At 60.3% G+C, this 22123-nt stretch carries 19 protein-coding genes; 8 read left to right on the top strand and 11 right to left on the bottom strand.

Annotated features, from left to right (window positions below; all coding sequences use genetic code 11):
• The first annotated feature begins 377 nt into the window (after window positions 1-377).
• The 5 genes from slyA to GWQ22_RS17660 all read left to right on the top strand — a co-directional run bounded on the left by slyA (window position 378) and on the right by GWQ22_RS17660 (window position 5034).
• The gene (slyA, locus tag GWQ22_RS17680) at window positions 378-851 is read left to right on the top strand and encodes a transcriptional regulator SlyA (RefSeq protein ID WP_275931119.1); all 474 of its coding nucleotides are present in this window, start codon (window positions 378-380) and stop codon (window positions 849-851) included.
• Between the two features lies 1 nt (window position 852).
• The gene (locus GWQ22_RS17675) at window positions 853-1908 is read left to right on the top strand and encodes an HlyD family secretion protein (protein WP_275931118.1); all 1056 of its coding nucleotides are present in this window, start codon (window positions 853-855) and stop codon (window positions 1906-1908) included.
• 10 nt (window positions 1909-1918) lie between these two features.
• Window positions 1919-2947: a DUF2955 domain-containing protein gene (locus GWQ22_RS17670; RefSeq protein ID WP_108535893.1), complete on the top strand. Its 1029-nt coding sequence runs from the start codon at window positions 1919-1921 to the stop codon at window positions 2945-2947.
• A gap of 746 nt (window positions 2948-3693) precedes the next feature.
• On the top strand, window positions 3694-4566 hold the full coding sequence (locus tag GWQ22_RS17665) for a beta-1,6-N-acetylglucosaminyltransferase (protein WP_212513635.1): 873 nt from the start codon (window positions 3694-3696) through the stop codon (window positions 4564-4566).
• Between the two features lie 108 nt (window positions 4567-4674).
• Window positions 4675-5034, top strand: a complete 360-nt coding sequence (locus GWQ22_RS17660) for an MliC family protein (protein WP_275931117.1) — start codon at window positions 4675-4677, stop codon at window positions 5032-5034.
• A 29-nt stretch (window positions 5035-5063) separates the two neighbouring features.
• On the opposite strand, the gene GWQ22_RS17655 is transcribed toward GWQ22_RS17660, so the two are convergent.
• From GWQ22_RS17655 to nrdD, 4 genes are all read right to left on the bottom strand, one after another.
• A complete protein-coding gene (locus GWQ22_RS17655; protein WP_275931116.1) occupies window positions 5064-5441 on the bottom strand; it encodes a hypothetical protein in 378 nt (125 codons plus the stop codon).
• A 151-nt stretch (window positions 5442-5592) separates the two neighbouring features.
• Complete coding sequence (locus GWQ22_RS17650; RefSeq protein ID WP_042038214.1) at window positions 5593-5763, bottom strand: YqaE/Pmp3 family membrane protein; 171 nt, start codon at window positions 5761-5763, stop codon at window positions 5593-5595.
• Between the two features lie 64 nt (window positions 5764-5827).
• A complete protein-coding gene (nrdG, locus tag GWQ22_RS17645) occupies window positions 5828-6337 on the bottom strand; it encodes an anaerobic ribonucleoside-triphosphate reductase-activating protein (protein ID WP_275931115.1) in 510 nt (169 codons plus the stop codon).
• A gap of 100 nt (window positions 6338-6437) precedes the next feature.
• Window positions 6438-8555 carry an anaerobic ribonucleoside-triphosphate reductase gene (gene nrdD / locus GWQ22_RS17640; protein WP_212513633.1) on the bottom strand — a complete coding sequence of 706 codons (2118 nt, stop codon included), beginning with the start codon at window positions 8553-8555 and terminating at the stop codon, window positions 6438-6440.
• A gap of 443 nt (window positions 8556-8998) precedes the next feature.
• Here nrdD and GWQ22_RS17635 point away from each other — a divergent pair, with 443 nt between their 5' ends.
• Entirely contained in the window at window positions 8999-9970 is a 972-nt protein-coding gene (locus GWQ22_RS17635) for an ABC transporter substrate binding protein (RefSeq protein WP_275931114.1), read from the top strand.
• Window positions 9971-10039: 69 nt separating this feature from the next.
• Here the strand turns inward: GWQ22_RS17635 and ligA are convergent, their stop codons facing one another.
• The 3 genes from ligA to GWQ22_RS17620 form a co-directional block, all read right to left on the bottom strand.
• Window positions 10040-12046 (bottom strand): NAD-dependent DNA ligase LigA, encoded by a 2007-nt coding sequence (gene ligA / locus GWQ22_RS17630; RefSeq protein WP_275931113.1) that lies wholly within the window; start codon window positions 12044-12046, stop codon window positions 10040-10042.
• Between the two features lie 103 nt (window positions 12047-12149).
• Entirely contained in the window at window positions 12150-13274 is a 1125-nt protein-coding gene (gene zipA, locus GWQ22_RS17625; RefSeq protein WP_275931112.1) for a cell division protein ZipA, read from the bottom strand.
• Window positions 13275-13289: 15 nt separating this feature from the next.
• Window positions 13290-16664: an AAA family ATPase gene (locus GWQ22_RS17620; protein ID WP_275931111.1), complete on the bottom strand. Its 3375-nt coding sequence runs from the start codon at window positions 16662-16664 to the stop codon at window positions 13290-13292.
• Between the two features lie 109 nt (window positions 16665-16773).
• Between GWQ22_RS17620 and cysZ the strand changes: the two genes are divergently transcribed.
• Together cysZ and GWQ22_RS17610 are read left to right on the top strand one after the other, a co-directional pair.
• The gene (gene cysZ, locus GWQ22_RS17615; protein WP_042038203.1) at window positions 16774-17538 is read left to right on the top strand and encodes a sulfate transporter CysZ; all 765 of its coding nucleotides are present in this window, start codon (window positions 16774-16776) and stop codon (window positions 17536-17538) included.
• Window positions 17539-17681: 143 nt separating this feature from the next.
• Window positions 17682-18296: a trimeric intracellular cation channel family protein gene (locus GWQ22_RS17610; protein WP_042038201.1), complete on the top strand. Its 615-nt coding sequence runs from the start codon at window positions 17682-17684 to the stop codon at window positions 18294-18296.
• Between the two features lie 91 nt (window positions 18297-18387).
• On the opposite strand, the gene GWQ22_RS17605 is transcribed toward GWQ22_RS17610, so the two are convergent.
• The 4 genes from GWQ22_RS17605 to GWQ22_RS17590 all read right to left on the bottom strand — a co-directional run bounded on the left by GWQ22_RS17605 (window position 18388) and on the right by GWQ22_RS17590 (window position 21768).
• A complete protein-coding gene (locus tag GWQ22_RS17605; protein WP_042038200.1) occupies window positions 18388-18639 on the bottom strand; it encodes a hypothetical protein in 252 nt (83 codons plus the stop codon).
• 93 nt (window positions 18640-18732) lie between these two features.
• Window positions 18733-19278: a DUF882 domain-containing protein gene (locus GWQ22_RS17600; protein ID WP_042038198.1), complete on the bottom strand. Its 546-nt coding sequence runs from the start codon at window positions 19276-19278 to the stop codon at window positions 18733-18735.
• Between the two features lie 150 nt (window positions 19279-19428).
• Window positions 19429-20913, bottom strand: coding sequence for a L,D-transpeptidase family protein (locus GWQ22_RS17595; RefSeq protein WP_275931110.1), 1485 nt, complete (start codon window positions 20911-20913; stop codon window positions 19429-19431).
• An 81-nt stretch (window positions 20914-20994) separates the two neighbouring features.
• Window positions 20995-21768 (bottom strand): transporter substrate-binding domain-containing protein, encoded by a 774-nt coding sequence (locus GWQ22_RS17590; RefSeq protein ID WP_275931109.1) that lies wholly within the window; start codon window positions 21766-21768, stop codon window positions 20995-20997.
• Window positions 21769-22123 lie beyond the last annotated feature (355 nt).

Here is a 22123-nt window from a genome sequence, read left to right as displayed (position 1 = left end):
GCGAACAGGGATTGCAGGCTGGAGCTCACTCTGGGAAGGCTGGCAAACACTGCAAAGTAAACTGGACGGCTTTATTGCCGCCAAAGAGATGATGGCTTCGGGGATCAAGATCTGATCAAGAGACAGGGCGCGACCCTTGCCTTATTTTGACCCCACCAGTCAGCCCACGTTTATTTATCCCGCCAGGGTATTCCATGGGATTTCGCGCATCTTTCGCTCATTCCAAACCCAAAAAGCCTCTTGCGAAGCCCTTTACTCATCAAAAAGCGCCATAAGAAACCCACCTGATTTTTTATAAACAAGATCTCGACCACACCATTTACTTAGCCTGCTAAACAATTACAATACTTAGCAAGCTAAGTAAATTGAGAGTGCTCATGATGAAAGATCTGGAAATGTTGCGCGAGTTGTCCCTCGCCGAGCGCGTCGGACGACTGCATCGACTGTGGCGTACCGTGGCCGATCTGGAGCTGGCGCCGCTGGGTCTGACCCATCCGCGCTGGACCGCACTGTGGAAACTCAGTCGCCTCGGTGGTCACCTCAGCCAGAAGACGCTCGCCGAGGCACTGGAGATAGAGCTGCCCTCCCTGATGCGCACTCTGGGTCTACTGGAAGAGCAGGGGCTGGTGGAGCGCCACTGCTGTTGCAAGGACAAACGGGCCCGCATCGTCACCCTGACGCCAGAGGGCAAGGCGCTGCTCGACCAGATCGAGCATCGCATCATGGACATTCGCCGGGACCTGCTCACCGGCATCAGCCAGCGAGAGCTGGAACAATTTGAAGACATAGTGCACCGGATCTCCGCCAACGCCCTCGGCAAGATAGGTGCACAGAGTGAAGAGAGAGAATAGGATGACCCCGAATCAACAATTCAAACGCTGGATAAAATGGGCCATGGGGAGCTTCATACTGCTATTTGGCTACTTCCTGCTGGCCGACCTCAAGATGCCGCTCACCCCGCAAGCCATGGCCACCCGCGTCGTGACCAAGCTGGCCCCCCAAGTCAGTGGCAAGGTGGCGCAGGTCGCCGTCGGCAACAACCAGCATGTCAAACAGGGGGATCTGCTGTTCACGCTCGATCCCGCCCCCTTTGAACTGGCCGTCGAACAGGCCCGGCTCGCGCTGGATCAGGCCGAGCAGCAGAACCGTCAGCTCGACGCCACCCTGAACGCTGCTGCCGCCGACTTCAACTCGTTGCAGAGTCAGGCCTCCCAGAAGCTGCGGGAAGCCGAACGCATCGATGCACTCTATCGCCGTCGCATGGTGTCAGAGCAGCAAAAAGATGACGCCGACAGCGCGTTTCGCACTGCCCAGGCCAACGTGATGGCCAGCAAGGCCCGCATGACCCAGGCCAGGGTGAACCGCGGCCTGCCCGGTGATGACAACCTGTTGCTACGCCAGGCGCGCAACCACCTCGCCCAGGCCGAGCTCAACCTCTCCTACAGCCAGATACAGGCCAATCAGGATGGCATCATCACCAATCTGCAACTCAAGCCGGGCAGCTTCGCCGCAGCCGGAGCCCCGCTGCTGGCGCTGGTCTCCGAGCAGGTGGACGTGATCGCCGATTTTCGCGAGAAGAGCCTGCGGCACGTGGCTCAGGATAGCCAGGCGCTGGTCGCCTTCGATGGCGAGCCGGGCAAGCTTTATCCGGCCCGTGTCACCAGCCTGGATGCCGGAGTCAGCGCCGGTCAGTTCGATGCCAACGGTCTGCTGGCCAGCCCCACCGAATCGGATCGCTGGGTGCGCAACGCCCAGCGGCTGCGGGTACACCTGACGCTGGAGCAGTTGCCAAGCCACCTGCCGGCCGGTGCCCGCGCCACAGTGCAACTGCTGCCGGACAACGCACTAAGCGCTCTGTTTGCCCGTGGCCAGATCCGCCTGCTCAGCCTGCTGCACTACATCTACTAAGGTGGCAACGATGAATCTGTGGCACAGGCCCCTCACCGCCAACGAGCTGCGCCAATGTCTGCGCATCGCCTTTGGCTGCACCCTTGGCTTCCTGCTCTGCAAGCTGTTTGGCTGGAACTATGGCGTCCTCTATACCGTGACCCCGGTATTGCTGCTGGGCATGGTGCCTGTGATGAACGGCCATGCCGCCCGTCAGCTGATGGCGGCCGCCGTTATCTGCGGGGTGGAAGTGGGGCTGCTGGGAGGGCTGTTTGGCGGCCATCCCGGCCTGATGATCCCCATCGCCTTCCTGTTGTTTCTCTACCGCTTTGCCGCCATGTCCCGGGGCAGCCTGTTCCTGTTTGGCGCCAATGGCGTGATGAGCCTCAGTATCATGCTGCACTTTGCCAGCTACCCGCAGACCGATCTCAACGACCTCATCTTCAACAATCTGTGGGCCAGCACCCTGTCGGTGCTCATCGCCTACCTGATGACGGCACTGATCCCGGATGTGGAAGAGCGGCCCAAGCCGGCTGCGCCCCCCAAGGCACCACACCGGATGCGGCACGAGGCCCTGCTCGGCGCCAGCATAGCCACCCTCTCCTTCATGGTGTTCCAGATCTTCGACTTGCGGGACTCCATGTCCGCCCAGGCCACCACCCTGCTGCTGCTGTTTCCCATGCACTGGAACGGTGCGCTGAGCTACGCCCGCAAGCGGGCCATGGGCACACTGCTCGGTGTGACCTTCGGCCTGCTCGGCCAGCTGGTGCTCTACGACTGGTCCGGTTTGCTCCTGCTGGTCGCCCCCATGCTCTGGCTAGGCGCCATGCTGTTCAGCCACGCCCATGTGAAGGAGGCGAGCGGCTCCGGGGTCGGCTTCGGCGCCCTCACCACCCTCGGCATACTGTTTGGCCAGTACCTGGCCCCGGGCAACGATCTGGTGTTCAGCGCCCTCTATCGGGTGAGCAGCATACTGTTTGCCATCGTCGCCACCCTGCTGGCCTGTTACCTCATCCACCGGCTGCTTAACCGCTTCGAGGCGACCCGGTTCGGTTATTGACCTGCCGTTGTTAGCTCAAGGAGCTGCTGTTTGTCGCCCCGTTATGCCTACCGGGACGTTTTTTTGTCCGCGTGTTGCGCCAGCCACTCTGATCAGGCAACAACCGCAACGGGTGGTCACACGACGGAGGGGCACAATGGCACGAGTTCACAACTGCTGGCCGTAGCCCTCTCACTGGAGATGAACGACACCTGCGCTGCCCCTGTGCTGATCGCCGCCGAGGATGACGGGGCCCCTTAATTTGCGCGCTAAACAAGGAGAGTGGCCAGCCACAGGGAGAGGCCATGGCCAAGCGCAGCGAGTAGGGACTGTGGAAGATCAAAAACAATGACGCCAACGAGGCGCGGGTACGACACTTTGCAGCCAGGCTTGAACGCCATTGAACAATTTTTCAGCAGCTCCGGCGATATATATCGAACCCGGCCCGAACCGTGCTACTGTGGCCCCTCACTTACCGGCCGATTGCGCTCTGCACCTGATGACAGGCTTGTCATGCAAAAGAGTCGCCAGCCAGGGCATCCCTTGCCCACCTCTCACCCTCAACCTGACGTCGCCAGACCAGCTGTATTGACCCGATGCCATAAGGCGCATCCCTTCCCCGTCGCAGCCTGTTCTCACTGTTGTTATCTGCTATCCACTCTTTTTACTGCGACAGCGGCCATCCCGACGAAAACAAGCTTCAAGCCAGCGGCCTGAGGCGATTTTCTGTTTGGCGCAGCCCTGCCGCCCACACAGGACACATTGACATGATTGCCTACCTCATTCTGGTGCATCGCTATCCCGATCAGTTCAAGCGCCTGTTCAAGGCGATTTACCACGACAGCAACCACTACCTGATCCACGTGGACAAGAGCTCGGGTCCTGAGCTGCAGCAGGAGATAACCCGGTTTCTGGCGGATTACCCCAACGCTGGCATGCTCCCCAGCAAGAATGCGCTCTGGGGCGGCTACAGCCTGGTGGATGCGGAGCTGCGCGGCATAGCGGCGCTGCTGGAGCAAAACAAGGAGTGGGAGTTCTTCATCAATCTGAGCGCCCAGGACTTCCCGCTGCGCTCCCAGAGTGACATTCATGACTTCCTGCGCGATCACAAGGGCAAAGATTTCCTCAAGGTCGCGGATCAGCGCCAGCACAGACCGGACACCCTGCACCGCATCGATCACTATGTGACCGAAACCGCCCAGGAGCTGGTGTGCGAACCGGTGAAGACCCGTCCCTACCTGGAAGGAGTGACCCCCTACATTGGCAATCAGTGGATGATCCTGAGCCGGGCCTTCTGCGAATTCGTCAGCCACAGCCCCGAGGTCGATCGTTTCAAGGATTTCTACCGCCACACCCTGATCGCTGACGAGGGCTTCTTCCAGACGGTGATCATGAACACCAGCTATCAGGGCCAGATAGTCAACGATGACAAGCGAGCCATCGACTGGATCCCCATGGGTGACATCAAGCTGCGCCCGCGCGACTACACGGTGCACGACGCCGAGGCCCTGCAACAAAGCGAGCACCTGTTCGCCCGCAAATTTGACGAGACCATAGACAGCGACATTCTGGATATCCTGGAGCGAGCCATGAGATGCCCCCTCGACACACCTGTCATCCGGCAAGCTGCATTGGTATGACAATGCGAGTCATCCGGACACTTACCGACGCAATCCGCCTCCGGGAAGATTGCGACTTGGGCACAAACTGGTAGGCTCAAGCCGGTTGATACCGATGGAGAGTTCAAGATGAAGCACGCCAATATTCTGTTGCTGGGCATCACGGCCCTGACCCTGCTGAGCGGTTGCGAACGCGGGGCCACCACATTGAGCGTGACCGGCGGCGATCCCGTCACCTATCTGTGTGAGCAGGGCAAGAAGGTGCAGGTGAGTTACTTCGCCCTCTCCGACCAGAGCCTGAATTTCGTCAAGCTGGCACTGCCCGATGGCAAGGATTACACCCTGCCGCAGACAGTCTCCGCCTCCGGCGCTCGCTATACCGATGACCATGAGGCCATCTGGTGGAACAAGGGGGAGGGAGGATTCGTCGAGATGCGCGACAAGGATGGCGAGTGGCAGAGCGTCTACAACGACTGCAAACAACAGTAATGAGAAATCCCGGCCTGGCCGGGATTTTGTTATTTAACCTCGATATCCAAGCGACTCACGACACGCACCGGTATGGCGTCCGGGTTCTGCTCGGCGACCCGATAGCGGGTCTTGGCCAAGCCCGACAAGGCGACGAGATCCAGCACACAGGGCGGCTCGGATGCCACTCTCTCGGGACTGAACAGGTTGCCATTGGAGTCAATGAGATAGCGGATCGCCACATCCCCCTTGCCGGGCAGGTCTCCTACAGGACGGAACCACCCAGTCTCTTCTTCCTGTACCCAGCACCCTGACAACTGCTCCGGGGTCATATCGATCGGCGGCTGGTTCAGCGTCACTGTGGGGCTCGGGGTCGCTCCCCCAAGCAGGCCGAGCACAGCGCCCAGCAGCAAGACATTCAAACGCATTCAACACGCCTTGTTGAGTCGGATCAGGATGACGCGGCGCCATCCTCCGGCACGATGGCCGACCAGTGACGGTAACAAGTCGACGCCGTTTGAACATCATAAAAAAAGCCAACCCGGTCGGGTTGGCTCAGCATGCAACGGATAGCCTGATTCAGCCGCGCCTGTCACTCACCACCAGCCAGAGCGCATGCACCATGCCGGGCAGGCCACCGAGCAGGGTCAGCACTATGTTGATTAAAAAGTGCAGGCTAAAACCCACCTGGATAAAAGCGCACACAGGGGGCAGGAAAATGGCCAGCAGGATCTTGAACAGATGACTCATCTCGGCTCTCCTCGTCAATGATGTCGTCGATATAGGGATGGGCTAACCATAAACAGCCTTGGCTTCAACTGCAAACCAGAGAGGGAATACGCTCACCCGCTTCACCCCTGGCATTGAGGTTGTGGATCTGCTGATTGCTGCTGCCACGCCAGAGCAGACCCGGGTCCGCCAGCGCTTTTTCGAACTTGCCATCCACCAGCACATCCAGCAAGGCAACCAGCTCGCGCTGGGCATCTGAGAGCTCATTGAGCAAATAACCGGTCCAGCACCAGATATCCTTGCCCGGACACTCGGCCCGCACCCGCTTCACCAGCGCCAGCACGTGAGGCACGTTGGCCGGGTAGAGCGGATCGCCGCCGGAGAGCGACAGACCTCGCCGCTTGATGCGGCTGTCGTTAAGATCCCGGATGACGCGATCGCTCATCGCCTGATCAAACCGTTGGCCACCATCGAGCCGCCAGGTGCTCTGGTTATAGCAGCCCGGGCACTGGTGCTCGCAGCCCGACACAAACAGGGTGGCGCGGGTGCCGGGGCCGTTGATCACATCGACCGGGTAGTATTGGTGGTAGTGCATCGCTTGTTTCCTGCCTCGCTCATGGCAGAGCGGCATGGCTGCCGCCCTCCAATGAAAATGGCCCCTTGAGTCAGGGGCCTGCGCTTCATCGCGTTTGCGCTCACATATGTTTGACGCGGCGCTTCACCTCTTCCTGCTTGCCCGCGTTGAAGGGGCGCGCATCCGGGCTGCCGAGATAGCCGCAAACACGTCGGGTCACCGACACCTTGGCCGGATCGTGGTTGCCGCAGCGCGGGCAGGTAAAGCCCTTGGAGGTGCACTCGAACTCGCCGGTAAAGCCGCAGTCGTAGCACTCGTCGATGGGGGTGTTGGTACCGTAGTAGGGCACCTTGTCATAGCTGTAATCCCAGACGTTCTCCAGCGCTTCCAGGTTGTGCTGGATGTTGGGGTACTCGCCGTAGCAGATGAAGCCGCCGCTGGCGATGGGCGGATAGGGCGCCTCAAAGTCCAGCTTGTCGTACGGGTTGACCTGCTTCTCCACATCGAGGTGGAAGCTGTTGGTGTAATAACCCTTGTCGGTCACCCCGGCCACCACACCAAACTCCTTGGCATCGATGCGGCAGAAGCGGGTGCAGAGGTTCTCGCTCGGGGTGGAGTAGAGACTGAAACCGTAGCCTGTCTCCTCTTTCCACTCGTCGGTCGCCCTCTTGAGCCGCGCTATGATGGCGATGGCCTTCTGGCGCAGGGTATCGCTGTCAAACAGATGGACATCGGTGCCAAACAGGGCGTTGATGGTCTCGTGCACCCCGATATAGCCGAGCGAAATGGAGGCGCGGCCGTGCTTGAAGATCTCGCTGACATTGTCATCTGCCTTCAGACGCACGCCGCAGGCTCCTTCCATATAGAGGATAGGGGCGACCCGCGCCTTGACGCCGTCGAGGCGCTCGATGCGATACATGAGCGCTGTCTTGGCCACGCGCAGGGCGGCATCCAGCTTGTCCCAGAAATCCGCCTCATCGCGAGATTTCAGGGCGATACGCGGCAGGTTGAGGCTGACCACCCCTATGTTGTTGCGTCCTTCATGGATCAGCTCACCATTTTCCTCATAAGCCCCGAGGAAGGAGCGACAGCCCATGGGCGTCTTGAAGGAGCCGGTCACCTTGACCACCTGGTCGTAGTTGAGTATGTCCGGATACATCCGCTTGGAGGCACACTCCAGCGCCAGCTGCTTGATGTCGTAGTTGGGATCGCCCTGTTTGTGATTGAGGCCATCCTTGATGGCGAACACCAGTTTCGGGAACACGGCCGTCTTTCTGTTCTTGCCAAGGCCGGCAATGCGGTTGCTGAGGATGGCGCCCTGGATCATGCGCGACTCCCAGCTGTCGCCAAGGCCGAAGCCGAAGGTGACGAAGGGGGTCTGACCGTTGGCGGTGTGCAGGGTATTGACCTCGTACTCCAGTGACTGGAAGGCGTCGTAGCACTCCTTCTCGGTACGGGCCATGGCGTAAGCGTCCACATCACTGATGCCCCACTCCTCGGCCACTTCCCTGTGTTTCTGCCAGCTGATGGTCACATAGGGGGCCAGTACCTCGTCAATGCGGTTGATGGTGGTGCCACCATAGATGTGGCTCGCCACCTGGGCGATGATCTGGGCGGTGACCGCGGTGGCCGTACTGATGGATTTCGGGGTATCGATCTCCGCATTACCCATCTTGAAGCCGTGGGTCAGCATCCCCTTCAGATCGATCAACATGCAGTTGAACATCGGGAAGAAGGGCGAGTAGTCGAGATCGTGGAAGTGCAGATCGCCGCTCTCGTGGGCCTGCACCACATCCCGGGGCAGCATGTGGCTGGTGGCGTAGTGCTTGGCGACGATACCGGCCAGCAGGTCACGCTGGGTCGGGATCACCTTGGAATCTTTGTTGGCGTTCTCGTTGAGCAGGGCGGCGTTGGTCTGCTCGACCAGACCACGGATCTCCTGGGCCAGCCGGCCGCGGGCCTCGCGAGCCTGATCCCGGTCGTGACGGTATTCGATGTAGGCACGGGCGATGGCCTTGTCGTCGGAGGCCATCAGATGGTTTTCAACCCGGTTCTGGATCTCGTGGATATCCACCTCACCACGCCCTTCCAGCTCCTGACTGACCGCGCTTGAGATACGCAGTGCCAGAGCCGAACTGGCCTGATTGACCGCTTCTGCCGCTCGGCCCACTGCCTCGGCAATCAGCTGGGCATTGAATGGTGCGCGACATCCATCACGTTTGATCACAACCGGTTTCATCGATTTTCCCCGTTAAAAGGCCAGGCAATCTGCCCTTGGCTCACCCTTGTTGGGCCCCCCTCCCGGCATCTCATCCTGGACGCAAATAAATTCAGCCGAGGCTTGACAAACCCGGGCTGAAGATAGGAAGGGAACAGCTTATGCACAGCTTAATAACACAACATATAGGGATTAAAAACGAATGCATGCCCATATGTGGTGTCTATTAGGCACCAAAGCGCGGCCTTATTTCTTGATCCAGAACAGGTTTTGAGGCGAGTGGCGCAGTTCCCGACCAGTGAAAAACAGCCCCATAAAAGGGCATCCCAAGCCTGGTAAGGGCTGGCGTTCGATGGGACCATGACAGAAAAAAGCGCCCCCCCTGCGACCATAGTTGACAAGGGTACCCGTGGCGTAAAACAGGCATAATGTACGGAATGTCATTGCCATCAACGGGACCCGACATGGCCAAGCCCCTGCTACTGCTGCTGTGCCTCCTGCCCTACCGGTTGTGGGCGGCCGAGATCCTGGTGATCAGCAGCTATCACCCCGAATACCTGTGGGATCAGAGTTACAACGCCAGCCTGCAGGCCCATCTGAGTGGCGAGAACCACATCAGCCACTTCTACATGGACACCAAGCGCCAGCCCAATGGCGATGTCGACAAGATTGCCCAACAGGCACTGGCCCTCTACCAGCAGATCAAGCCGGATCTGGTGGTGCTCGGTGACGACAACGCCATCAACTATCTGGCCCACGAGATTGCCTCCCTCGGCACCCCCGTGGTGTTTCTCGGCATGAACGAGAACCCGCGCCACAAGGGGCTGGTCGGCCACCCCAAGATCACCGGCGTGCTGGAGCGTCCTCTGCTCAAGCGCAACATCAGCGAGATGAGCCAGCTGATGGGCGGCATCAAGAAGGCACTGGCACTGTTTGATTCCAGCAACGTGGCACTCACTGCTATCGAGGATGAGTTCAAGAGCCAGACCGATCTGCGGGTCGGCCAGACCCGGGTCAACAGCCAACTCATAGGTGACTACAGCCTCTGGCAGGAGACGGTACTCAACGCGAGAAAAAATGGCTACGAAGCTCTCTTTATCGGTCTCTACCACACGCTGGTGGACGATGCTGGCAAGCACGTCAGCGAACAGACGGTGCTGGAGTGGACCAGTACCCACAGCCCTGTGCCCATGTTCTGCTTCTGGGCGTTTTCGGTGGGCTCGGGCAGGGCCATCGGCGGCCTGGTGCTGGATGGGCGAGATCAGGGGGCCAAGGCGGCTGGGCTCGTCAACGCCATCCTGGCGGGGGCTCAGCCCAACACGCTGGCGCCGCGCGCCGCCCTGCGCGGCGAGTATATATTCAGCAAGCACGAGCTGGCCCGCTGGCAGCTCACCCTGCCCGACAAGTGGCGCGACAAGATCCTGTTGCGTGAGTGATTCACAGCAACAAAAAAGAGAACCCGGCCTCGCCGGGTTCTCTTCTTATCAGACAGGGCCAGCAGCCACCTAGGCTTGCAACGCCTGTTGCAGCTCTTCTTCGGTCCAGATGGTGATGCCGAGCTCCTGCGCCTTGGTCAGCTTGGAGCCTGCCGCCTCCCCCGCCACCAGCACATCTGTTTTGGCCGACACCGACCCCGCCACCTTGGCCCCCAGCGCCTGCAGCGCCGCCTTGGCGTCGTTGCGTGAAAGCTGGGTGAGGGTGCCGGTCAACACGAAGGTCTTGCCGGCAAAAGGCTGATCGCTTGCCTCCTTCTTCTCGATGGCCGGCCAGTGGATACCGGCCGCCAGCAGGGCTTCCAACACCTCCACATTGTGGGGCTGACGCAGGAAATAGTAGACGTGCTTGGCCACCACGTCCCCCACATCCGCCACCGTCAGCAACTGCTCTACCGTGGCGGCCCGCAGGGCTTCCAGGGTGAGGAAGTGATTGGCGAGGTTGAGCGCGGTCGCCTCCCCCACCTCGCGAATGCCCAGCGCAAACAGGAAGCGCGGCAGGGTAGTGCTGCGCGCCGCATCGATGGCCGCCACCAGATTGAGTGCAGATTTTGGTCCCATACGCTCCAGCCCGGCGAGCTGGATGGCGTTGAGGATGAACAGATCGGCCGGGGTCTTCACCAGTCCCTTGTCCACCAGCTGCTCGACAATCTTGTCGCCAAGGCCGTCCACATCCATGGCACGGCGCGCGGCGAAGTGCTTGATCGCCTCCTTGCGCTGCGCCTCGCAGAACAGACCGCCGGAGCAGCGGGTCACCACCTCCCCCTCCAGCCGCTCCACCGCAGATCCACAGACAGGGCACTGGGTCGGGAAGAGGATCGCGCGGGCATCAACGGGGCGCTGCGCCTCCACCACGGCGACGATCTGCGGGATCACGTCCCCTGCCCGGCGCACGATCACGGTATCGCCGATCATCACCCCGAGCCGTTCAATCTCGTCAGCATTATGCAGGGTGGCGTTGGAGACGGTGACGCCACCAACGAACACGGGTTTCAGCTTGGCCACCGGGGTCACGGCGCCGGTACGGCCAACCTGAAACTCGACGTTCTCAAGCTCGGTCATCTCCTCCTCGGCCGGGAACTTGTGGGCGGTCGCCCAGCGCGGCGCGCGGGCCACAAAACCCAGCTCCTCCTGCAGAGCGATGGCATCGACCTTGTAGACCACGCCATCGATCTCGTAAGGGAGCTCGCTGCGGCGAGCCAGGATGTCATCATGGAACGCCTGACAACCGGCAACTCCCTCTTTGAGCTTCACCTCGGGGCTGAGTGGCAAGCCCCACTCTTTGAGCTGATTGAGGCGACCAAAATGGGAGTCTCCCAATTGCTCGCCACCCACGCCCGCGCCATATGCATAGAAACTCAAACGGCGGTTGGCAGTAATTCGAGAGTCCAATTGCCTCAAACTCCCTGCAGCAGCATTACGTGGATTAACAAAAATTTTCTCGCCTGCAGCCGATGCTCGTTCGTTCAGATCAACAAAATCCTTCTTCCTCATGAAGGCTTCACCACGAACCTCCAAACGTAAAGGCCAATCTTTACCCTGAAGAGCCAAGGGGACAGACCGAATAGTTCTAACATTGTCAGTAATATTCTCCCCAACTCGACCATCACCACGAGTTGCGGCTTGAACTAATATTCCGTTTTCATAAAGCAGGCTAACTGCAAGCCCATCCAACTTTGGCTCACAACAAAACTTCAAAGTACCAGTAGACTTTAAGCGCCCTTCAATGCGATGAACAAAATCATCAAGATCTTCATTATTAAAGACATTATCCAAACTGAGCATGGGAACTTCATGCGTCACTTGCCGAAACTCAGGCAAAGGCGCACTTCCAACACGTTGACTTGGAGAAGAAGGGGTTCGTAACGAAGGCTGCTGCTTCTCGATATCAAGCAGTTCACGCATCAGGCGATCGTATTCGGCATCCGGCACGGTCGGCTCGTCCAGCACATAGTACTGATGGCCGTATTCGGTGAGCAGTTCACACAGTTGACGGTGGCGGGAGAGGGTTTCGCTCATGGAGAAGTCTCGGACTGTGGTTGAAATAATTAAGTTAACCGCACAAACAAAAATGCGGCACCTGGGTACCGCACTTTCTTATTCATTCGACCCGCATGGCGTATCAGTCGCGACTGGCCTCGTAGGCAGCCAGTTCGTGCCGGTAACGGGCTATGGTCTCGTCACTCAGCGGGCTGCGATCCATGTCAGTCAGCATGGCATCCAGATCGCTAGCCAGCTGATCGGCAGCCTGCAACATATGCTCGAAGGCAAAGGCGGCATTGCTGCGCAGCGGCAACTGCATGAACAGGGAGACACCCGGGGTGTCGAACTGTTCCATCCGGTAGGGATTGAAGGTGCCCGGCTTGACCATGTTGATCATGGAGAAGAGCACTTCCCCCTTGCCGTTGAGATCCTCGTGGCGATGGAAGATGTCCATCTCGCCAAACTTGAAGCCCAGCGCCATCAGGGAGGCCAGCAGGGTAGCCCCTTGCAGGTCGTGACCGGGGCGCGCCATCAGGTTGATGACATAGACATCCTGCCAGATCTTCTCGACCGGCGGGGTATCGAGCTGCGGCTCACGGACGGGCTCTTCATACACGGGCTCCTCGTAGGCAGGCTCGGGGACTGCATAACGGGCCTGCTTGTATTCAGGTGCCGGCGCCTGAACCGGTTCGCGCACACCGAACGTCGGGGCTGTGGCATAAGCCGGTTCGACCAGGGGTTCATCATCCAGCGGCTGCAACAGCGGCTCACGCTGGGGGCGTGAACGGTGTACCGGGGTACGACGGATCACCTGGGCAGGCTTGTGTACCGGCGCAGCAGGCGCTGCTTCTACTGTCTCGGCCTGAAGCGCCTCGAGCTCCTCCTCGTCCTCTTCGTAGACGGGGGGCGGGGCAACCGGGCGAGCGACAGGCTTGCGCACCACGGGGGGTGGCAGCTCGGCGTCATCATCCTCATCATCGAAGGCGGGGACGGGCGTACGGCGGCTGACATCCGGCTGACGAGCCTCGTCGCTGTGGAGCTTGGGCTCGGCACGACGGCTGCCACTGACCACGCGCACCTGACCAATGCCATCGCTGTCGAAGGCGTCATTGTCACGAGTTCGTGATTTGGATTCCATCCGGCCCAGAGGTTTCTCTTTGATCGGTGCCTGACGATTCTTTCTGTTGCTCCACAGCCCGTGAATGAGCAATGCCGCAATAGCAATACCGCCCAGGGCAACCAAGATGTAACGCAATTCCTGCATTAGCTGCTTCTCTTTCTAGTTTTGCTCAGCCAAAGCGACGGCTTCACCGATATCGACCGACACAATGCGAGAAACCCCGGGCTCTTGCATTGTGACGCCAACCAGTTGCTCAGCCATCTCCATGGAGACCTTATTATGACTGATGTAAACGAACTGTACTGTGCTCGACATCTCTTTGACAAGAGAACAGAAGCGACCGACGTTCACTTCATCGAGCGGTGCATCCACCTCATCCAGCAGACAAAATGGTGCTGGGTTGAGTCTGAAGATGGCAAAAACCAGCGCAAGTGCGGTTAACGCCTTCTCCCCCCCGGAAAGCAGGGCAATGGTAGCATTCTTCTTACCCGGAGGTCTTGCCATGATGCTCACTCCGGCTTCCAAAAGATCATCCGAGGTCAGCTCAAGCCAGGCACTGCCACCCCCAAACACTTTTGGAAAGAGGGATTTTAAATCTTCGTTGACCTTATCGAAAGTGTCCCGGAAGCGTATTTGTGTTTCTTTATCAATTCTTTTAATGGCTTGGCTCAAGGTTTCCAGCGCCTGTTCGAGATCCTGGCACTGGTTTTCCAGGTAGTTTGAGCGGGTTTTTGCCTCTTCATACTCCGCCAGCGCCGCCAGGTTGATGGCACCGAGCGCCTCCACTTGCGCTTCCAGCGTCTGGATCTCTTGGCGCAATTTGCCGCGATCTGCGGCGATCAACACCGCCTGATCGAGGTCCACCAGCCGCACACCCAACTCGTCGAACTGCTCGTGCAGCCCCTGACGGCGGGTCAGGTTGCGTTCGCGCTCCAATCTGAGCTGGGCCAGCTTCTCTTGCAGGGTCACCAGCTGCTTGTGATCGGCGCTGCGAGCCTGCTCCAGCTCGGTCAGCTGGCGCTCCAACTCAGCCAACCGTTGATGGCAGGCAAGTTGCAGCGCTTCCAGGTTGCGCTGCTCGGCCAGCAGGGGCGACAGATCCTGACCCTGTGTGGCTCCCGGTGCCTTGAGTTCGGCCAATTCCAGTCCGAGCCGGGCCAGCTCCTGCTCACGCAGCGTGATGAGCTGGCGCTGATTCTGCAGCTCCAGCTGCAAACGCTGGCAGCCGGCCTGCTGCTGCTCCCGGCGCAGGCGAGCCTCTTCCACCGCCCGTTCGGCACTGGTGACCCGCTCCTGGGCATGTTGCAGCGCCTGAGCCAGCGGCTCACCCTGCTCCTGCAGTTCGCCAAGCCGCGCTTCATCCAGCTCGAGCTGCTGCAGGGCAGCAGCCAGTCGCAGCGCCTCCTCGGCCTGCTCCTTGTCCAGCCTGATCAGCTCTTCGCCAAGCTGGCCGAGCCGCTGCAATCGCTCCTGGCGCTGACCCTCGCGCAGGCTCCAGGCTTCACGCAGTCGCTGCCACTGCGGCTCCTGCTCGCGCACCGTGCGCTGGGCCAGCTCAAAGGCGCCGTGCAGCTGGGCACGCTCGGCATCAGCCGCGCCCAGTTGCTCATTCAACAGGCCAAGTGCCTGTCGGCCTGCCGCCAGTTCTGTGTGTAACCGCTCACGCTCACCAAGCAGCGCCAGGGTACCGAGCGCCCCACCCTGACCCAGATCGGCCCAGTTGGAACCAAACCAGTCTCCCCCCGGGGTCAGTACCGACTCACCGGCCAAGAGGCCTGGCTGGCGGGCCAGCGCCGCCTCCCGGTTTTCCGCCAGCCAAATGGCATTGAGAAAGGCGGGAATGTGATCGCCCTCGAGCCGGGCCGCCAAAGTACCGGCAACCGCGGGCAGGGCCGGGCCAATCCAGAGTCCGCTCTGCTCAAGGTTGCAATCGTCCCCTGGCTGGGCGGTGAGCCAGCGCCCCAGTACCTTGTCCAGCGCCTGGGCCCACTCGGGCGTCACCTGCAGCCGATCCGCCAGGGTGGCCCCCACCATCTGCTCCCCCAAAATTTGGTCAAGCGTGGTAAGACGTGCTTCAAGCTCGCGCAGCAGGCCGCCCTGCTGACCCTGCTCTGACTTGCGCTCTTCATGGCGGGCCACACTGGCCTGCCACTGTTCATCGAGCTCGGCGAGCCGGGCGCGGGAGAGCGCCAGCTCGGCCGTCAGGGCATCCAGCGCGGGTTGCAGACTCTCCCCTTCCCCGCCGGGGGGGCCAGCCTGTTCATCCTCCAGCTTGAGGCGGGCCAGCCGGGTCTTGGCCTGCAGCTCTTGCAGACCATTCACCTGTGCCCGGGTCTGGTTGAGCTGCCCCTGTAACTGGCCGAGCTGCTGCTGCCACTGCTGCTGCCGCTGCCGAGCCTGCTCCAGCTGCTCGCCGGCTACCTGGCGCACTCCCTGCTGGTCGGTGAGCAACTGCTCACACTGTTCGAGTCGCGCCGATTCAACCTCCTCTCTGAGGGTGCCATCGGTCAGCTGCTCATGCTGGCTGGCCAGCTGGGCCTTGATCGCCTCGATACGCTCGCCAAGCGCCTGACGTCGGGCCTGCCAGTCGCGGCCAAGTTCGCTCTGGTGCAACTGTTGTTGTTCGAGGCGGGCAATGGCCTGACCACCGAGAAAGATCTGTTGCTGACGGCTCGCCTGCTCGGCCTGGGCCTCCTGACGGGCCACCGACAGGGTGACGTGGCGCCCCTCGTCGGCGGTACGCTTGGCATCCAGTGCCGCCAGCGCCTGTTCGGCTTGGGCCAGCTCGGCCTTGGCCTCGCCGAGGCGGGTCTCCAGCGCCCACAGCTCGGAACCGATGAGCTCGGCCCGGGCGGCGCGACTGCGGCCCTTGAGCTGCTTGTAACGCTCGGCGGTTTCGGCCTGGGCTTTCAAATGCTCGAGGCGCGATCCCAGCTCGCCACGAATGTCGCCGAGCCGCTCCAGGTTCTCCAGGGTATGACGGATGCGCTGCTCAGTTTCGCGGCGCCGCTCCTTGTAGCGGGAGACACCGGCAGCCTCTTCCATGAACAGCTTGAGATCGGCAGGGCGCGACTCCACCAGCCGGCTGACGGTGCCCTGCTCTATGATGGCGTAGCTGCGCGGGCCCAGACCGGTGCCAAGGAAGAGGTCGGTGACATCCTTGCGGCGGCACTTCTGGCCGTTGATCTGGTAGTAGTTGGAACCGTCGCGCAGCACCTCGCGGCGCACCGAAATTTCGGTAAAGCGGCCAAATTCACCGGGTACCCGGTTGTGGGGGTTGTCGAACACCAGCTCAACCGAGGCGCGGCCGTGGGGGCTGCGGTTGATGGATCCGTTGAAGATGACATCCGTCATGTTCTCGCCGCGCAGATGGCGGGCCGAGCTCTCCCCCAGCACCCAGCGCACGGCATCGATCACGTTGGACTTGCCACAGCCATTGGGTCCCACCACGGCGGTCATGTCGGCCGAGAACTCGATACGGGTCGGCTCGACAAACGACTTGAAACCGGCGAGTTTGATCAATTTCAGACGCATGGGAGCCTATGTGGGTAACGAAATAAAGAGGAGGCGGGCAGGCGACTTTACCAAATCCAAACCTTGTTTGTAATATGCTGGCACTTTCCCATGAACAGATGGAGCTCAGATGAGCCAATCCCCCCCTATGGTCAAAGACTCAATCAGCGGTGCGGACTACTTCCTGCGCGGCTTTTCACTCATCCGTCAGCCCGGCATCCGCACCTTCGTGGTGATCCCCCTGCTGGTCAACTTCGTGCTGTTTGCGGGGGCCTTCTACGCCCTCTTGCTGCAACTCGACGGCCTGTTCGGCTGGCTGCACCAGCAGATCCCCAGCTGGCTCGACTGGCTGGACTACCTGCTCTGGCCCATCGCCCTGGTGACCGTACTGGTGGTCTTCTCCTTCCTGTTCAGCTCGGTGGCGAACTGGATAGCTGCCCCCTTCAACGGCCTGCTGGCAGAGAAGGTGGAACAGATCCTCACCGGCAAGGTGGTCAGCGACACCGGCATGCTGGATATCGTCAAGGATATGCCCCGCACTTTCGGCCGCGAATGGACCAAGTTGAAATATTATCTGCCCAAGGCCATCGGCTGTCTGATCCTGTTCCTCATTCCAGTGGTCGGCCAGACGCTCGCCCCCGTGCTCTGGTTCCTGTTCAGCGCCTGGATGATGGCGATCCAGTACATCGACTATCCATTCGACAACCACAAAATCCGCTTTATCACCATGCGCGATACCCTCAAGCAGCACCGCGGTCAGTGCCTGAGCTTTGGCGCCCTGGTCACCCTCTTCTCCGCCATCCCCGTGGTGAACCTGTTCGTGATGCCGGTGGCCATCTGTGGCGCCACCGCCATTTGGGTGGATCACTACCGCGCCGAACAGCTCAACCGCTGAGCCCTTCCCCTGCGGCAAACAGGCACCCTGACGGTGCCTGTTTGCTTTTTTGCATTATAAAAAATAATGAATACCCTTCGTTGCTTGTCGCATACAGACTGAATTGATAGGATGCGGGCCTTTCTCGCACCCTGGGATATCTCATGTTACATGCACTCTTCTTGTTGGGCCTGGTGGCCGAAGGGATGACTGGCGCGCTGGCAGCGGGTCGGCGACGGATGGATCTGTTTGGCGTGGTGATCATCGCCTCGGCCACGGCCATCGGTGGTGGCACCATTCGCGATGTGCTGCTCGGCCACTATCCCCTGCTCTGGATCGAGCATCCGGAGTATGTGCTACTGGTAGCCGGCGCTGCCATGGCGGCTGTCATCTCGGCGCCACTGATGCGCTACCTCGGCAAGCTGTTCATGGCGCTCGATGCGCTGGGGCTGGTGGTCTTCTCCATCTTCGGGGCAGCCCGGGCGCTTGAGATGGGTCATGGGGCCGGTATCGCCTGCATCATGGCGGTGGTGACGGGGGCCTTTGGTGGCGTATTGCGAGATCTGCTCTGCCAGCGCATTCCGCTGGTGTTTCGCCGCGAGCTCTACGCCGCCATCTCGCTGGTGACGGCTGCCCTCTACTGCCTGGCGCTAGATCAAGGCCTGCCCAACGACTGGGCCGCCTTCGGTGCCATCGGCATCGGCTTCGTGCTGCGCTTGCTGGCGGTGCGTTTCAAGTGGGGGCTACCCACCTTCCATTACCAGTACGCGACGCACTGAGCGCGCCAGGTTCTGGCGAGGCGGTACGGATCGCCAACAACAAAAAAGCGCCTGACTGGCGCTTTTTTGTATTGAGAACCGGGCGTTTGCCTCAGTTGATCCCTTCCGAACTGAAGTAGGTCGCCTTGTCGGCGATAAAACGGATCTTGATATTCTTGCCCTCGTTGCCCCAGATGCAACTGGTGGTGCCCAGGGTATCGTCGCAGCGCTCCGCCTTGCCGAGGATGCTGCTAGCCTGCGTATAGCTGATCCCCATCTGCAACTTGTCGTAATTCTCGCGATTGAGCTTGCTGCAACCGGTCAGCAACAGGGCGATCAGGCCCCCGAGCAAAACATGCTTCATATGAATTTCCTCTGAGTGATGCCCATAGCCTACCAGCTCGGCCACCCTGTTTGCCAGCCGCGCTACAGCCCCCCGGATTGAGGCCGCCCACGGCTACCAGCTGCGAACAGGCCCGGTATCGAGGTGCACGAAGTTGTCGCTCGGGTAGTAGCCAACCCCGCCCACTTTGAGATTGAGCGCCGCCTTGCGCAGGTGTGCCAGCTGCACGCCCGGGATCCGCACATCCACCGCCTGCCCCAGGGTGTGATAGCTGTGCTTGGCCACACCGCGGCTCCTGCTGCGCTTCTGACGGTTGGTCACAGGGGAGCGATAACCGGAGATGAGCTGGATCTCGCCGTGACGGCCCAGCTTGTGCTGCAGCAGATAGAGCTGATCGAACAGCTTCCGGTCGATGTTGAACACTTCGTTGCGACGGTAGTCGCGAAAAATATGGTTGAGCTCGGCCAGCCCGTCTTTCAGGTAACGGCCATCCTCCCAATAGCTGGCGCTCACCCGCTCTCCGGTATTGAGATTGAAGAAACTGAGTTCACGTCCCGCCGTACTGCGACTCGCCATGGCCGGGGATGAAAGCAGGGCTCCCCCCAGCAGGCAACCGGCCCCCAGCAGCAGGCGACGCCGGCTTATCTCTTGTTCAAGCATCCGTTGTCCGTCCATCGCAGATTGAAGTAAAACAGGTGAATGAATTTGATACAGGGGCCCGAAACTACCTTCCGGGCCCCATCATGTCAAACCGCAGGGGCCCAATAGAAAAGCCCGGCACGGGCCGGGCTTTTCACTCTGTGGCAAGGATCACAACAAGCGACGTTGGAAACTGACTCGATCAAATCCATAGATATCGTTGCGCAGTTGCTGACGACCCTCTTCGTCGATCCAGCTGCTCCAATAGACAGTAAACACCGGGATCGGGGTGGTCAGCGGCAGCCACCTGGTCTGGGTCTCTTTCAATATGCTGGCCACCTTGTCCGGCTGGTAGCGAGAGTCCGCCAGCAACAGCTCAGCCAGATCGTCCGCATGCTCCACCCGGATGCAACCCGAGCTGAAGGCGCGCGCCCCCTGCTCAAACAGGGCCTTGCGCGGCGTGGAGTGCAGGTAGATGGCATCGTTGTTGGGCAGGTAGAACTTGTAGCGACCCAGCGCATTGTGATCCCCCGGCTTTTGCCGCAGGCGATAGGGGAAACCTGTCGCCAGCGCATGCTGCCACGCTTCCTCGGTAAACTGCACCGGATTGCCTTCGCCGTTGATCACCTCAAACTGCTCGCGGTTGAGGTAAGCGGGATCCCGACTCAGCTTGGGCAGAATGTCCTTGCTCAGGATGGAGCGTGGCACATGCCAGGCCGGGTTGAGCACGATCGAGCGGATCTCGCTGGCCAGAATGGGCGTCGCCCGCTGCTCTTTGCCGACGATGACCCGGCTGGTAAACACCTCGTTGCCGGACTCCACCACGCTCAGTCGATAGTCGGGAATGTTGACCAGCACGTAGCGGGCACCGGAGAGCTGATCCACCAGATCGCGGCGCCACAGGTTGCGCAGCAGGAGGCTGGCACGGACCTCGGGCCCGGTATTGAGCCAGCCGCGGGTCTGACGACCTATGATGCCGTCGGCGGTCAGACCATGGCGGCGCTGGAACTGCTTGATGGCCTGCTGGGTGTCGGCGTCATAGGTAGCGTCGTCATGGAGGGGAGCCACATCACCCAACTCGTTGAGTATGGTGCGGATCTGTCCCAGTTCGGCTGAGCTTTCACCCGCCCGCAGGGTCGGCATGGTCAGGGTCGGCCAGTGTTTGGCCATGGGCATGGCCAGCAGCTTGCGTACTTCCTCGCGCACCCTGTCGTACTCGGCAACCTGGGGTCTGAGCTGCTTGACCTGCTCCAGCAGGTTGTCACCGGCAGGCTCGTGGGCCAGCGGCTTGTTCAGATTGAGCTTGAGGGTCTGCATCTGCTCGCGGGAGACCAGATCCATGGCGCGCCAAGCCTGCTGGAAACGGGCCAGCTTGCCAAACACCTCGTCATAAATGGCGCCGCGCTGATCGGCGGGCTTGGCCTGCAGCCTCGTCCAGAGGCTGAAGAAATCCGGGTGCAGATGGGCCAGTACGGCCTCCTGCAACTGCAGCTCCAACTCGTGGCGAGCCTGCCCCGCCGTGCTGTTCTGGTACCAGTCGTGCTGCACCGCAGCATTGGTCACCACCACCTGACCCTCGCTGGCCTGCGCCATGGCCGCAGGCCAACAGCCCAGCCAGATCAGGTTTGCCAATGCCAGCCAATACGTCTTCCCCATGCTTACCTCAAGATCGGTTCACTTCAGCCTGTCAGACCCGGTGGTCAAGGCGCTCATGATGCGTGAATGCCAACGACTTTACTAGCTAGCGGGCGCGTAGCGTCGCCAGATAACGTCATACTCATTGGTTGCTCTAAATTCAGTCAACTCCCGATTGAACGCCTTGACAAACGCGGGCGACAGCCGCTTTTTGCTGAACATGAAAAAGGTCGGTGCCTCATATACGGGCATGGTGTGAGGCACGATCAGATCGACCAATCCCTCTTCTTTCAGACCCCAGGGGGTCGCCAGAATATCCCCGAGAAAACCATCGATTCGGCCGCGCACCAGCTTGCCATAGTTTTGCCGATCGTTGACCGCACTGACCTGGGCCGCATAACGGCGCACCAGCTCGGCGGTTTCAGCTCCATAGTAGTAGTCCTTGGTGACCCCCAGGGTATGGCCATTGGCCAGCCAGGTCGCCAGATCGGATTCGGAATAGGCGGATGATTTGCGGATCCAGAGCACGCTGCGCCCCGGGTTATAGGCATCGGAGAACCAGGCATAGCGGCCACGCTCGTCGTTGAAATAGGCCTCCATGGCAATATCGATCGAGCCCTGATCCAAACAGTGCAACACCCGCTTCCAGGGCAGCTCGACATAGGTCGCCTGGCAGTCCAGACGCTGGAGTATGGCGTTGAGCGCCTCGACCGCAAACCCCTGCAGCACCTTAGGCGCGGTCGCCGCCGCATCGGCGTAATAGTGATAGGGTGGCCAGTTGTCATAACCGACCCGCAATGGAGAGGGACACAGGCTGTTTGCCGACACCAGCGGGGCCAATAACCAGAGCGTCCAGCAGAAGAGTTTCAGCCTCATGGGTCATCCTTGACTTGGCGATACCCCATCATAAATCGGCCTTGGTAAAATGGCGACAGATCCCGCCACAGCGATCGCAACGGTCAGCACAGTGTCTGAACTGGCCCGCTGCGGCAGCAGGGACTCAGCTCGAAAATGAGCCCAGTCCCCGCGCGGCATAAGGCCGGATCAGGCGATAAAAAAGGCAAAGCAGTAACATTTGGAACACTGGCTGGAAAGGGGTTAATATGCTGTCTCTTGATCAGATCTTGATCCCCGAAGCCATCATCTCTTTGGCGGCAATAAAGCCGTCCAGTTTACTTTGCAGTGTTTGCCAGCCTTCCCAGAGTGAGCTCCAGCCTGCAATCCCTGTTCG

This window comes from Aeromonas sp. 1HA1 (genome assembly GCF_029237385.1).
Taxonomy (GTDB): domain Bacteria; phylum Pseudomonadota; class Gammaproteobacteria; order Enterobacterales; family Aeromonadaceae; genus Aeromonas; species Aeromonas popoffii.
The sequence above is the reverse complement of the archived record's forward strand: the minus strand, read 5'-3'. Positions and strand labels throughout refer to the sequence as shown.

Bases quoted from the DNA above. Each gene is read 5' to 3' on its own strand.
- slyA (WP_275931119.1), top strand. From the start codon at position 378: ATGATGAAAGATCTGGAAATGTTGCGCGAGTTGTCCCTCGCCGAGCGC.
- GWQ22_RS17675 (WP_275931118.1), top strand. From the start codon at position 853: ATGACCCCGAATCAACAATTCAAACGCTGGATAAAATGGGCCATGGGG.
- GWQ22_RS17670 (WP_108535893.1), top strand. From the start codon at position 1,919: ATGAATCTGTGGCACAGGCCCCTCACCGCCAACGAGCTGCGCCAATGT.
- GWQ22_RS17665 (WP_212513635.1), top strand. From the start codon at position 3,694: ATGATTGCCTACCTCATTCTGGTGCATCGCTATCCCGATCAGTTCAAG.
- GWQ22_RS17660 (WP_275931117.1), top strand. From the start codon at position 4,675: ATGAAGCACGCCAATATTCTGTTGCTGGGCATCACGGCCCTGACCCTG.
- GWQ22_RS17655 (WP_275931116.1), bottom strand. From the start codon at position 5,441: ATGCGTTTGAATGTCTTGCTGCTGGGCGCTGTGCTCGGCCTGCTTGGG.
- GWQ22_RS17650 (WP_042038214.1), bottom strand. From the start codon at position 5,763: ATGAGTCATCTGTTCAAGATCCTGCTGGCCATTTTCCTGCCCCCTGTG.
- nrdG (WP_275931115.1), bottom strand. From the start codon at position 6,337: ATGCACTACCACCAATACTACCCGGTCGATGTGATCAACGGCCCCGGC.
- nrdD (WP_212513633.1), bottom strand. From the start codon at position 8,555: ATGAAACCGGTTGTGATCAAACGTGATGGATGTCGCGCACCATTCAAT.
- GWQ22_RS17635 (WP_275931114.1), top strand. From the start codon at position 8,999: ATGGCCAAGCCCCTGCTACTGCTGCTGTGCCTCCTGCCCTACCGGTTG.
- ligA (WP_275931113.1), bottom strand. From the start codon at position 12,046: ATGAGCGAAACCCTCTCCCGCCACCGTCAACTGTGTGAACTGCTCACC.
- zipA (WP_275931112.1), bottom strand. From the start codon at position 13,274: ATGCAGGAATTGCGTTACATCTTGGTTGCCCTGGGCGGTATTGCTATT.
- GWQ22_RS17620 (WP_275931111.1), bottom strand. From the start codon at position 16,664: ATGCGTCTGAAATTGATCAAACTCGCCGGTTTCAAGTCGTTTGTCGAG.
- cysZ (WP_042038203.1), top strand. From the start codon at position 16,774: ATGAGCCAATCCCCCCCTATGGTCAAAGACTCAATCAGCGGTGCGGAC.
- GWQ22_RS17610 (WP_042038201.1), top strand. From the start codon at position 17,682: ATGTTACATGCACTCTTCTTGTTGGGCCTGGTGGCCGAAGGGATGACT.
- GWQ22_RS17605 (WP_042038200.1), bottom strand. From the start codon at position 18,639: ATGAAGCATGTTTTGCTCGGGGGCCTGATCGCCCTGTTGCTGACCGGT.
- GWQ22_RS17600 (WP_042038198.1), bottom strand. From the start codon at position 19,278: ATGCTTGAACAAGAGATAAGCCGGCGTCGCCTGCTGCTGGGGGCCGGT.
- GWQ22_RS17595 (WP_275931110.1), bottom strand. From the start codon at position 20,913: ATGGGGAAGACGTATTGGCTGGCATTGGCAAACCTGATCTGGCTGGGC.
- GWQ22_RS17590 (WP_275931109.1), bottom strand. From the start codon at position 21,768: ATGAGGCTGAAACTCTTCTGCTGGACGCTCTGGTTATTGGCCCCGCTG.